This is a genomic window from Paenibacillus sp. FSL L8-0494 (genome assembly GCF_038003695.1).
GTDB lineage: Bacteria > Bacillota > Bacilli > Paenibacillales > Paenibacillaceae > Paenibacillus_AQ > Paenibacillus_AQ odorifer.
Genome location: NZ_JBBOPQ010000001.1, coordinates 3,493,093 through 3,506,188, shown reverse-complemented (window position 1 = coordinate 3,506,188; position 13,096 = coordinate 3,493,093). Strand labels below are relative to the sequence as shown.

Sequence of the window (13,096 nt, the reverse complement as noted above, 5' to 3'; positions counted from 1 at the left end):
TATCATAAATCATCATACCAAGAAGGTGCAAAAGAAATGGAAAGTGGAGATTTGAGAATATTTCAAGCGGTTGCTCGCGAGGGTAGCATAACGAAGGCTGCTCAAGTCTTAAATTATGTCCAGTCAAATGTGACAAACCGGATTCAGTATCTAGAAGCTCAGCTGAAAATCCCCCTATTTCGCCGATCCAATCGAGGGATGACGTTAACGCCGGCAGGTGAGAACTTACTGGCATATACAGACAAAATATTATTACTAATGGACGAGGCTGTAATAACCACACAATACTCTGAGCACCCTACTGGTCCGCTCCGTTTAGGTTCCATCGAAACAACAGCGGCTACTCATCTAACGCCTCTGCTAACCGAATATCACTTACGATATCCCGATGTTAATCTATCGCTTATAACGGGAGAAACGCATAAACTCTTACAAAAAGTGCTTGATTACCAACTAGATGGAGCCTTTGTTTATGGACCCATTGACCAGCCTGATATAGAACATGTAGTTGCTTTCGAAGAGGAGCTGGTGCTTATCTCACAACCAGGTAAGAGCGATATGCGCGAATTGCTTACAAAGCCAATGTTGTTTTTCGACGTCGGATGTACACATCGTGCCAAAGCTGAGAGTTTCCTAAATGAAAGCGGGATGAGCTCTTATAAGATTATGGAATACGGAACGTTAGATGTAATTCTAAGTGGGGTTTCCGCTGGACTCGGCGTGTCTATGCTGCCCCAATCTTCGATCTCTAAGGCCGAAGAGGCGGGAGTAATTACTTCCCACCGTCTGCCTGAAGGATATCGAGATTTGCAGGTATGGTTTGTGTATCGCCGGAACGCGGTTTTTACTAGTGCGTTGTCAAAATTAATCCAAATGATCGAAGAAATATAGCAACATACATATTGGGGTTTGATTATATTCGAGCGCAAAGCTTGTATATTAATCAAACCCTTTTCAGCTTTTTCCGATTATACTTGGTATGTCTTGTTCCCGTCTACTCACCACGAATCACTCGAAAACCTTGATCAGGACCCATACCATTCGCTTCGAACTTTCCCCGAAATGAAATCTCGTTGTTGTTAATGCCGCCGATCCACCCGCCACCCTTTACAACCCGGAAAGAACCGCTCTTACTATCTATATCTCCGTACCAGTTCCAACACCATTCCCTAACATTCCCTGACATATCGTAAAGACCTAGCTCATTAGGTTTTTTGCCACCAATAGATTTTGTTTTGTTATGGTTGTTTTCTATGATCGGCCAGTTCCAATCTCCTGATAAGAATTTCTCTCCAGCGTTTTGCCAATACCATGCTACTTCATCTGCTTTATTGCTTCCACTGTAGGTGTAACTTTTGCTCAACTGTCCTCCACCCGCAGCATATTCCCACTCTGCTTCTGTAGGCAATCGGTAACCATTAGCTCCTGCATTGAGTGTTACTGTCCATTTTAAAGTATCGTTATCACTTTTATTATTCGGATCTTTTTTATTTTTATCTATATTGTAATAGGGTTTGAGCCCCTCTTTTATACTTCTTTTATTACAGTAATCTATTACGTCATACCAGTTAACCATTTCTACCGGCAAGTTGTCGTCTTTGAATGCTGAAGGGTTGCTTCCCATTATTTCAACCCACTCTTTCTGAGTAACTTCATATTGGCCGATATAGAAATTTGATATAGTTGTACTTTTGTAGTTGGAATTTGTGTTAATGAAATTTCCACCTTTGACCAATACATAAGTATCCTTCTGTTCAGGCTTTTCTTGCGAACAAGCGCTGATAGCAACAACTATTAAAAGAGAAATTAATAGTTTTCTCATGGATATATCTCCTTTCCAACCACTGGTATGTAGTTAAGTATCATTTGCTGAATGATCTAGAATGATCTAAGGCTGCCGGTTGTGGACCGACAACCTTAGCAATGATAGTGATTACTTATAGATAACCTGTTATTACCACACTGTTACGTTTGAGCTTCCGCTACTTTGATATCCTTCTGTCGCTAATACCTGGTAAGACCAACTGCTGCCCAGATTCATTCCGTAACTTTTCCAAGCATTAACGTGGTTGGCAAAAGTGATCGCGACATTGCTTCCCGTTGCTCGCTTGGATTGTCTTACACTCCAAAACTGTGTGAAGGTTGCCGTACCATCAATAGAAGGGGCGTTCGTTCTCGTAGTCGTATATATATCATATGTGCCTCCATCACTAGTCACGGTACCTTTATAGGTTCCAGTAGGTCTATAAGTGCCCCAACTATCAACGACGTAATATTCTATGAGGGAGTTTCTCGTCCACCCATAAAGAGTTAAATACCCATTGCCGGATGGTGCCCAGACGCCTGCATTGTAGTTTATTGTTCTAGATGGGGATCCAGTATTCCAACCTTTACCAACAACAAAGTTACCAGTATTTGACCATGTAACACTGTAATTCCCACCAGATCGATTAGTAGCATTTACTGTCCCGCCACCATCGGTCCAATTTTGCCAATAGTCTGTCGCTGCACTTGAGGTTGCTGCAAACAAGCTGAAACTCATTGAAGCGGCCATAATTACAGTCACGATTTTCTTGTTAAATTTAAACATAATCTACCTCCTGAAATTTTTTTGTCACTACATACCTACATACTGCTTGTCTGTATTTCTAGTAGTCGAGCAATTTCTTGTTGGGGCAGATTCGCAACACCACTTCCTTCCATATATATTAATGTAAGCGATTACATATGGAATCTTATCATAGATCGTTTACTATTTAATCTCTTCAAATTAAAGATTTTACCCTAAAAAGTATTGTTCTTTTGGGATACCTAATTCACTGGATTTTTGTATCTGCCACAATTACAATCCAGTATTTTTTAGTAACACGTTCATATACCATGGCTTAATCAGTGGTACAACTACTGCTGGCTGCATAGCTTTTGTATGGTCCATCTGGGCTCCCGAAAGGATTTCAACATCCCAGCCTAAATCCGCCAACTGCTCCTTATTCTTTTTTAACAACCCGACGATGTCAACGGTAACGCTCCCGAAATTTTCACCTTATACGATCGTATCATTTCCACCTGCAAAAGCTAGTTTAGGGAGACTAGGCAAATGTTGAATTCTGCGATCATCAAAGGCTGTGAGGCTCTGGTATAGGGAGACAAATTGTGCTGTAACACGGGTATCTATGGTAACCTTTATATTGTCCCAATCCATTTCGTTTGGATTATCCGGTCCAGCAGGGCTTTCCACAGATTCATTTTGGTTACTCAAAGCTTGTGTATGTGTTTTATGGGTCACAACCCTCATTTCTTGATAGGGGCCATTATAGGGTGGAAAACCTCCCATTACCAAACTCTCCAAGCGATCTGTTCTTATAGCCATTTGCAATCCAATCAACGCAAGCCAGGAATAACCGTAGTAACTAAAGCTTGTAACATTCATTTCATCCGCAATGTGGAGAAGATCCTTCACAATATGATCTGCTGTTAGATTTTCCACTGGATGTTGAAATAGATGACCTTCATAATCGAAATAAAGCACTTGAAAAGTGTCCGCTAATCCTTCAACAAAATGTTTACCTAATTCGGGATCTACTCCCCATAGCTTTAAGTTTTCTGCTTCTTGATTGTACACAGATTTTTTAGCGATGGGTAACATGATGGTTGGACGATCTGGAAGCCCTGCCATACCTACTTCTATTTCTGATTGGTTTGCTAATTGTATTATCTTTTTCAATGAACTCACTCCTTTGTGTTCTATAAAAGTATCATATAACATTCATGCAATCTTTCGGTTTATCCCTTTACCTCCCTTGATATATCTGCCTAAATTCGATTTAATATTGTTGTAGCACTTGAAGGTTCAACTTTAATGTTTCGGGGCGATGATGATTATGGAAGAGATATATACACCTACACTGATAGCTAAGCAATTAAATGTGAGTACCACTACTTTAAGGAGATACGAAGATCAAGACTTAATTCCAGATGTATCAAGGACCGCCAGCAACCGCAGATGTTACACTTCCATCCATGTACAAGCTTTTATTACCATTCGCGCATTATTGCAGGGATATGAAATTCCGGTTGTGTACGATGTGATGAGGAAGATTAAAGGCCAGCAGATGGAGTCTGCTCTTTGGGCAATCAATCAAGAGCAACATAAGACCCAAGTGGAAAAAGAAAGGTTAGAGGAAGTTTTACGCATGTTTCGGGATGTTGATTTATCAAAATACAAAGATTTAACTGTAACAGATTCAATGACGATTGGTGAAGTTGCACAAATGGCAGGAGTTAATCCATCAGCTATTCGGCATTGGGAACAAGAAGGGCTAATCTCTTCGAATAGGAACAAAGATAATAGCTACAGAGTCTTCACTTTAACGGAATTAAGAAAAATTATTCTTATCAGCAGTTTAAGGAAAACCGTTTATTATATCGAGAATATGAAACAGCTTTTGAATGAAATAGAAACACATAACTACAAAAAAGTGGAGGTATCCTTTCAGCTTGCCTTACAAAAATTGAATTCTCAATTAACGAAGCAATTTTTCGCGATAGCTGAACTTACAAACTATGTTAAATTGTATAAAAGTAATGCCAAGTAACATATTGATCATAGAAAAAGGACTACCTTGCGGTAGCCCTTTCGTGCCTATTTGAACTTGATGTCAACAATCTTTCCGCTTTCCACAAAACCAATATTTCGATAAACCTTATTGGAGTCAGGATTCTTTAAATCAGCATAAAGCATGGGCACTAAATCCTCCGATAAAAGAACAGAACATAACTCTGCTACTAGTGCACTTGCATAACCTTTTTTCCTGCAAGACGGAGGTGTGTATACCGCATTTAATCTGGAATATCTTGCCGACCGATGTGCAATGTACGCCATCGATACAGGTTTATCGTCTACAAACCATAAATACAAGTCACCTGTCTCAATCATCCTCTTGGCATCTAGAATTTTAGTTTCTGGGTTCACCGTAATCCCATAAGCCCCCTCTGAGAAACCCGCCAAAAATTCTGCTACAATGGCCACATTTTTTCTCGTTGCTTGTTGCATTATTCCCTTTACGTTCAAAGGTTTCTTTGGATCTGTACAGAAATAAGATTCTATAGTCATCGTGGACTCATATTGAAGATTATTTGCCTGAGAATACAGCTGCGCAAAACGTTCTGTTGTTTTTGGTTCTCCAGATACTCCCGATAATGTTGTCCCTTTAAGGAATTCTATAAGTTCTTCGTAGAGAACGATCTTCTTATCCTCGGCAATCTCCTTAGAACTCCAAAGCCATGCGTTATGTCCCGTTGACTGGGCATAGATCATTGTTTCACCAGAATCTTTTAAGCATCTAGAACTCTTCGACTCGCAAATAAGGTGAATCAGGTTGTATTGAACCTCATCAGCAATAAACATATCCTGGCTTAGTATGCGATCGGAAACATTGATTTTTTGGAACATCGTTACTCCTCCTTATTTATTTATATGAACGCAAAAAACTCCGTCCCATTAGGGACGGAGTAGATTCCGCGTTACCACCCTGATTAGTGTATTCGTGAATACACCCTCTCTGCCATCGTCCAACAACGATACTTCTTTGTAACGGCAGAATCCCGGGCCCGCCTACTATGATTTCGGGAGCCAGCTCTGAGGCGATTGTTCGATTCGGGTGTCCACTGCCTCGCACCAACCGGCAGTTCTCTGATCGACATATCCGGATTTACTTGTCCTCTTCGTCGCATTTGATTGCAATGTAATTAGATACAATATAAAGTAATAGGGATTTTATGTCAATAATATATTATTGTTCATTGCGAAAAAATACTAACCACCAAATTGTCTTAAATGATGGTCTAGATGTTTATAAATCCCTTTACCCCATTGCTCCGGAGTGAATTTTCCGAAAAAAGGATGTGGATGGGATGAACATTTTTCCGGACCGTTACTTTGAAAAATTAAAATCTTTTGTTTCAGTATTTCTTTTTCTTTCCCAAAATCTCTGTCATCTAAAATAAGTATGGTCGGAATTGTTGACATATTGTGTGGTACCGGCTTGTCATTATAAAAAATAGATTTTATAAAACTTCCTATTAGCATTCCTAGCCAATTTCTAGGGGGAAAGGAGTTTCCAATTGCGATGTCTTGAAATGCAGAACAGTGAGCCAACATTTGAGCAACATTCATTTTTCCCCATTGCGGTTTAGAATTTGGACTTAAATTCTCGATACGGCTCAGTATTTCTGCGGTATGTAATTTGTTGTATATATTTTCCATAAACACACTCCCCATTTCGATTTTCTGTTTTTTTCAAAAGTTAGCATGAAATTGTCAATAGAGTTTGCTATCTTATCCCATTGCTCTGGTACAAGTACAAGTTTAGTTATTAGATGCTGGTTCCACTCAGGATATTGTTCGTAGATAGCACCCAATATTTCTGCACCAGCTGGAGTAAGTTCAACCAGCTGGACGAAAATCTTCTTGGGCTATTATATTCATCGTTGCAACATTACAATTCGACAGCTACTACCAATCTAATCTTCGCCCTTCTCTATCATTCTATCCTTTATTCACTATCATGTCCGCTAACGTAACAAAGTTACCCATAATGCAGGTAGCTCGTCGTCTTAACTCGTTATTTAACTATCGTTTCCTGTTATCTTAATATTTTACGGAGAAATTTAATCCACTTCGGCTCGTATGCTTCGCTAATTGGAATCCCTGTATAATAACAATGATAAGGGTCCATTTCCCATATCTTTAAAAGCCCCTCGGAAACTTCATACTTAAATATGGGAGAGCTTTTGTCCGCCCTAATATAATACCTATTGCATGCAACACAGTACAAAATCTGCGATTCATCGGAGAAATATGAATAAATATTAAGCTCAGTGTTACAGGCTTCGCATCGACGTATTCGATTGCGGTTTAGCCAATCAATAAATAGTTTCAGATTATCATCTCCTCCGTAAAACAAGGAATATCCTTCGCAAACTAACGTGTCCCGTAATTTCAACAACCTACGGATTTCTGCAATACAGAAATACTTTCCTTTAGGAACGCCCTGTTCTTTTCAATCCCTCTATTTTTACACCAGACAACAGCACTAAAAGCATCGTAAAAATTATAAAAGGGTAGTATTGTTTCCAAATCCATTAGAGGACGAATTGTTGAATATCCCTTTTTATACGAAATTCTACTTTGAGGATTCACTTCCCAAACATATCGGTTAATTTTTGTGAAATCAATTTCAGAGGATCCACCCCGTGCACTCTCAAAATCAATAATTCCAACAACCATATTATTATTTGTTAGTATATTACCTTGTCGAAAATCCATATGAACAACACACGGGCCATCAGGAGGAGGTAAAACTGAGAAAGAACCCTCAAAGTAATTAATACATTTTTCGAAAAGTCCTCTCTCAAGGACTTCCTTGCAAGGTTCTATAAATTTTTCAAAGCTATTTCTTATATAAAGTCTCCAATTGTTCTGATTAGAAAATTGAAAACCGTCTAATCCTTCCACACCATATCCCGGCATTTTAACTTCATGCAGGTTTGCGTGAAGTAACCCAATTTGAAATGCTAATTCATCGTTAATAGCACCTGTACATGGTATACCTTTAATCTCAGATAAAAGTAATGCACCAGAGATTAAGTCATCCCCACTCCAGAAGTCTAACACTTTTGGAACCGGTAATACCTCTCTCAACATTTCAAGCATACGATATTCGCGATATAGCTTATCCCTGTTATAAGGGATCTTCGCATACACCGTTTCTCCATTAGTAAGATTCAGCTTGTATACTTGTGAACTAAAGGACTCAGGAACATTATCTATACTTAATACATTAAGGTTAAATCTTTTTATGATCGTTTCTACTAAGTTCAACTCGCACCTCACATGTTATGAATGAAATAGTAATTAGTTCAGCTATCTTTTTCTTAATTTTATTTGAACTATCCTAACCGTTAGTGCAATAAGATTACACTTAGCTCTTTTTCTTTCTTGCTCTCAGGTAAATGACTGAAATCACTACTAGTACTATTGCAATTACGATATACAAATCAGTATCCTGCTCAAACATTAACCACATCTTGTATTCTATGTGTACTTGCTGTTTGGGTCGAAGTCCTTCACCGAATAGTTCTGTTGCTTGGTTAAGGTTATTCATTTCAATGGTTGAACTGCATGGACTACTGCTTGTTACGCCATCCACTTCGCTTATGTATATTAAGTATTTATTACCTTTCTTAAAATCAAAACCCCAAGTGTAGTCTGTTCCCACAATAATTTGAGAGTCAACTTCAGTATTCCAACTTCGTTCAACATCCACTAATATATATCTGATTTTCTCTTTTGGCCCCGCAAATCCTTCTTGTTTCAAATCAACCTTTATTTGTTTTACTTCACCATAAATAGCTCCACCGTAGACCTCTAGGGCTTCTTGGGGACTTCCTATCTCGACACAGGATAAAGCTTTAGCATCTTGTCCATTTGCAATAAAGAACGCGAATGTGAATAAACATATTAACGTGATTAAACGAAGATTCAATTTACCACCTGCTCTTATGATTTTATTTCATAACATCTTTATTGACTTTATTAATAGGTGAAATGTTGCACTAATTTTCCAGTTCCTTCAATGCAATAGGGAGTACACCTAGATGGTATGCTCCCTATTTGGGTGAGAATAGTATTCTGTTAGCCATGCATGCAACGCAAGCGCCGCACCTCAGGTGATAGAAGCTAATGAATTCTTCCAAGGAGCTGAAAGCTTTGAAGAAGTATTACCCAAGGAGTTAATTCAACTTTAATCCCTAATTCATTTACAGTTAGATGTTGAACTGAGTTTTTATTAAACTAACGCACCTGTTAGCTCAATAGCAAAGATGTGCAACTCCTTATTTCTCCCAAAGCTCGATCAGTCGACCTTCTGGGTCTTCAATCCAAATAAACTTTCCAAATTCACTAATCTCTATTTTCTTTGCAAGAGGTACACCAATCTGTTCAAAATGCTTAATCGTCTCGTTTAGATCATGCACTTGGAAATTTAACATCACTTGTTGTTCTGTTGGAAAATAACTATCATCCTCGGTAAAGAAAGAAAAGATAGTCTCATTTCCCACTTGAGGTTTTATCACAGTCCCATTCCAATTCTCTATGTCAAGCTTCAACACCTCACTGTACCACTTTTTTGTAGCTTCAAGATTCTTAGTTCTCCAGAATATTCCTCCGAAACCTTTAATCATCGTATCTACACTCCTGTCTGCATTAAATTATCTAATAATATACCCTTTAGGATTAAGGAGAATCCACCGTTAACCTCCAGTCATTACATCGAATGGTAGTGCCAACGGGGTATTCAACATCATATTCACCAATAAACGAGAAGCCAAGCTTAAGACAAATGACAATAGAAGCATGAGTGAAGTCTATCGGACTCCAGAGTCGCTATTAGCCATAATTCGGCTCATTTGAGAACCTATCGGACTCTATAGTCGCTATTGGCTCGAAAATCCCTCATATCGCGCATATTTGGAACGAATAACGCCTCTGGGGTCCGAAACACTTCTTAAAAGACAAAATTCAGCCAAATAGCTGCAACTGAGTCCGATCGCTCATGGTGAAGAGAGAGCGTGGGAGTGTGGGAATACAAAACGCATAACAAGCAGCATAGTCGCACATCCGGTATCACAGACGTCAAACAAACAGCATAGTCGCACATCAAGTAATACAAACGCCCAACAGCAAAGCACCAATCAAGTATTGAAGTATCTGTGTGTTCGAGGATTCGAGTACTCAAGTGTTCAAGGAGTTACATCATGCTTCTTCCATTTGGGGATCATTCCTCCTAACCCCACGCAGTGTCCGTTGCTCATTACTTCTCCTTCTTATGTAAATAATCTTCATTTTAGATTCTAGATTAGAATTATTTGCTATAATGTTCTCATGAAAAATAAAACTATTCTAAACAAATTAGCTATCATTCTACTTTTTATAAGCATTCTCTTTGGCCTACGCTGCATTTGGTTGAGTATATTTAAGGTTTCCAACACTGTACCTGTGATTAACAATGGTGTACTGGATTTACGCGGCCAGGATCTGGAGCAGTCTAACTTATTCAGGCTGGATGGTGAATGGAGCTTCTATCCTTCGCAATTCGTAACGTCCAAGGATATTTCAACTTTACCAGAACCTTCCCTCCCGCTTCAAGTTCCCGGAGACTGGAGCCGCGCGATAGGAACGGATGACCCTTCTTCGTACGGTTTTGGTACGTATCGTCTGCGAATTTTGGTAGAACCCCTTCAGCAGCCTGTAGCATTGTGGATCAAACAAATCTATACTGCATCCAGCGTAGAAATTAACGGTAGCCTATTGCTCAATAATGGGACAATATCTCTTGATGCCGATACTTATGTGCCCAAAACCACCTCATATAAAGTATCCTATTTCACAAAAAACACAACAGTAATTGATGTGTTTATTAGTGTAGCAAACTTTGATCTACCCTATAAGGGGGGGATTGGAGGGCCTGTTTATTTTGGTTCTCAGGAAAAAGTTGACCGTACATACTTTTATACCGTAGGTTTTCAAATGTTAACAGCAATCATCCTGTTATTGCATGGGCTCTATGCCTGCATTCTTTATTTATTTAATCCTAAAGAACGTGCTTTGTTTCTTGTAGGGTTAATGACATTATCCGTAGCTGTTATCATTTTAGCCCGTAATGACAACTTACTTCTTGCAATAGTGCCGATTAATTATACCTGGTCATTAAAGATCCGTTTGCTTGCTTTTTTGTGGCAAAATCTTTTTATTCTGCTTGTTTTTAGAAAATTCACCTCAGTTGCCAAAATCAATAAGGGGTTACGTGCATACGTAGTGAGTCTTGGTCTTTATTCTGTTTTTATACTTACCGTCCCAGCTTATTGGGTCAGCACATCCATTCATTTGGGAATCATTCAAGTATTCCAGTATATTCCCTTCATTTGGTTGCTCTATAGCTTAGGGCGCTTATTGTTCAAAAAGCAAGATGATAAAGATGTTGTTTTTCTGCTGTTATCAGGTGCGGCGATCGTTTCTAATTTGTTATGGAATTTGTGGGATAGTAACGGACACTATTCAATTGTCTATTATCCTTTAGATATTATCGCAGCCATCGTGGGCTTCTCAGCTTATTGGTTTAAAAAGTATTTTCAAAATGCTAAAGAGAACATGGAACTGAATGAGCAGCTGAAAAAAGCAGACAAACTTAAGGACCAGTTTCTGGCTAATACCTCACATGAGCTGCGCACACCGCTTCACGGAATCATGAATATCGCGCAAAATATTGTCACAAAGGAAAAGGACAGACTTTACGAAAGTAGCCGTCAAGATATGGAGCTGCTGATTACAATCAGCCGCCGTATGTCTCATATGCTTGGTGATCTACTGGATGTGGTCCGTCTTCAGGAGCATCGTGTTATTTTACAACAGGAACCTATTTCGGTTCAATCGGTAGTTCCCGGTGTGATTAGTATGCTTCAATATATGATTGAAGGTAAGCCAGTACAGCTATCTATGGATATCCCGGAAGCTATGCCGCCAGTTCTTGCGGACGAGAAAAGACTGGTGCAGGTTTTATTAAATCTGGTGCACAACGCGCTCAAATACACCGAAGCAGGACTTGTAGCTGTTAAGGCTGAGGAACAGGACGGACAGGTTCTTATCTATGTGACAGATACCGGAGTGGGCATGACTGAAGAGACTATGGCAAGGATATTTCTACCCTATGAGCAAGGCCCTCACGGAATAAATGACGGGCGTGGAATTGGGCTGGGATTAAGCATATGCCGGCAGCTGGTAGAACTGCATGGAAGCAGCCTACGCATTCAATCAGAGCTTGGTAAAGGTTCAACTTTTAGTTTCACACTCTCTCTTGCCGATTCTTACAGCGAACAGATAATAAGACAGACGGAACCTACAGTTTCGTATATGGCAGATGAGATTCATAGACAGATGACTGAGTGGGGAATTTCCGAACATCAGCCAAGTAATCACTCTGAAAAAATTCCACCGCTTTTTACAGAGATTAAGGTAAATATTCTGGTGGTAGATGATGATCCTGTCAATCTGAATGTACTAAAGGGTATTCTTGAAACCGAACCTTATATCATAACTACCGTGAACTCAGCCCATGAAGCATTGGAATTGTTGGATAAAAGGAACTGGGACTTACTTATTGGCGATGTTATGATGCCACAGATGTCGGGATACGAATTAACACAGAAGGTTCGTACTCGCTACTCCTTATATGAGCTTCCAATTCTATTGCTTACTGCCCGTAGTCAGCCTGAGGATATTTATACTGGATTTTTGTCCGGTGCCAATGATTATGTCACAAAACCTGTGGACGCAGTGGAGCTTAAATATCGTATTCGGGCTTTAACTGCAATGAAGCTATCCTTCAATGAACGGGTGCGGATAGAAGCAGCATATCTACAAGCACAGATACAACCACATTTTTTATTCAATACGTTAAACTCTATTGCCGCACTCAGTGATTTGGATACTAAAAAAATGCAGGAGCTCATTGGTGCGTTTACTTCTTTCTTAAGAATCAGTTTTGACTTTTTAAATGTCGGAGAGCTCGTGAACCTCTCCCATGAACTGGAATTGGTAGAATCTTATCTGTATATTGAACAGACTCGATTTGCAGAAAGGATATCTGTTGTCTGGAAGATAGATCCGAATATTGATATCCTAATCCCTCCTCTATCCATCCAACCGTTGGTAGAAAATGCTGTTAAGCACGGTATACTTAAGCGCCAACAGGGTGGAACTGTTCAAATACGTATTATCCGTCTGCACAAGGCTGTAAAGATTGAAGTGGAGGATGATGGGCAAGGCATGGATTCCGGAACACTCTCTTTACTGCTGAAGCCATTGATGGAAGGCAAAGGTGGCATCGGGCTGGCCAACACCCATCGGAGGTTAAGTCAATTATATGGTCAAGGTCTCTCGATCCAGAGTAAGCCTGGAGAAGGCACCTTGGTATCCTTTGTTGTACCAGAGGACAGTGATAACTTTTCAAGCAAAAAAGCCGCTCCATAAGGAGTGGCT

10 protein-coding genes, 1 pseudogene and 1 other annotated feature are annotated in these 13,096 nt (G+C 39.6%); of the genes and pseudogenes, 3 read left to right on the top strand and 8 right to left on the bottom strand.

Annotated elements, in window-relative coordinates; translation table 11 throughout:
- Positions 1–36: 36 nt before the first annotated feature.
- Positions 37–891 (top strand): LysR family transcriptional regulator, encoded by an 855-nt coding sequence (locus NYE35_RS16035; protein ID WP_038574483.1) that lies wholly within the window; start codon positions 37–39, stop codon positions 889–891.
- A gap of 103 nt (positions 892–994) precedes the next feature.
- Here NYE35_RS16035 and NYE35_RS16030 read toward each other — a convergent pair whose 3' ends face one another.
- The 3 genes and pseudogenes from NYE35_RS16030 to NYE35_RS16020 form a co-directional block, all read right to left on the bottom strand.
- Positions 995–1,822, bottom strand: coding sequence for a formylglycine-generating enzyme family protein (locus NYE35_RS16030; RefSeq protein ID WP_076099222.1), 828 nt, complete (start codon positions 1,820–1,822; stop codon positions 995–997).
- A 132-nt stretch (positions 1,823–1,954) separates the two neighbouring features.
- A complete protein-coding gene (locus tag NYE35_RS16025) occupies positions 1,955–2,590 on the bottom strand; it encodes a glycoside hydrolase family 11 protein (RefSeq protein ID WP_341121628.1) in 636 nt (211 codons plus the stop codon).
- A 252-nt stretch (positions 2,591–2,842) separates the two neighbouring features.
- Positions 2,843–3,724: pseudogene (locus NYE35_RS16020) on the bottom strand (alpha/beta fold hydrolase).
- Positions 3,725–3,881: 157 nt separating this feature from the next.
- Between NYE35_RS16020 and NYE35_RS16015 the strand changes: the two are divergent.
- A complete protein-coding gene (locus tag NYE35_RS16015) occupies positions 3,882–4,595 on the top strand; it encodes a MerR family DNA-binding transcriptional regulator (protein WP_076099224.1) in 714 nt (237 codons plus the stop codon).
- Positions 4,596–4,642: 47 nt separating this feature from the next.
- Here NYE35_RS16015 and NYE35_RS16010 read toward each other — a convergent pair whose 3' ends face one another.
- The 5 genes from NYE35_RS16010 to NYE35_RS15990 all read right to left on the bottom strand — a co-directional run bounded on the left by NYE35_RS16010 (position 4,643) and on the right by NYE35_RS15990 (position 9,243).
- Positions 4,643–5,452 carry a GNAT family N-acetyltransferase gene (locus NYE35_RS16010; protein ID WP_036677321.1) on the bottom strand — a complete coding sequence of 270 codons (810 nt, stop codon included), beginning with the start codon at positions 5,450–5,452 and terminating at the stop codon, positions 4,643–4,645.
- Between the two features lie 47 nt (positions 5,453–5,499).
- Positions 5,500–5,737 (bottom strand) — a binding site (T-box leader).
- 78 nt (positions 5,738–5,815) lie between these two features.
- The gene (locus NYE35_RS16005; RefSeq protein WP_036677324.1) at positions 5,816–6,265 is read right to left on the bottom strand and encodes a DUF1569 domain-containing protein; all 450 of its coding nucleotides are present in this window, start codon (positions 6,263–6,265) and stop codon (positions 5,816–5,818) included.
- Between the two features lie 735 nt (positions 6,266–7,000).
- A complete protein-coding gene (locus NYE35_RS16000) occupies positions 7,001–7,882 on the bottom strand; it encodes a phosphotransferase (RefSeq protein ID WP_038571089.1) in 882 nt (293 codons plus the stop codon).
- Positions 7,883–7,982: 100 nt separating this feature from the next.
- The gene (locus NYE35_RS15995) at positions 7,983–8,546 is read right to left on the bottom strand and encodes a hypothetical protein (protein ID WP_038571086.1); all 564 of its coding nucleotides are present in this window, start codon (positions 8,544–8,546) and stop codon (positions 7,983–7,985) included.
- A gap of 349 nt (positions 8,547–8,895) precedes the next feature.
- Entirely contained in the window at positions 8,896–9,243 is a 348-nt protein-coding gene (locus NYE35_RS15990; RefSeq protein WP_036677331.1) for a VOC family protein, read from the bottom strand.
- 781 nt (positions 9,244–10,024) lie between these two features.
- Here NYE35_RS15990 and NYE35_RS15985 point away from each other — a divergent pair.
- The gene (locus NYE35_RS15985) at positions 10,025–13,087 is read left to right on the top strand and encodes an ATP-binding response regulator (protein ID WP_341121625.1); all 3,063 of its coding nucleotides are present in this window, start codon (positions 10,025–10,027) and stop codon (positions 13,085–13,087) included.
- Positions 13,088–13,096 lie beyond the last annotated feature (9 nt).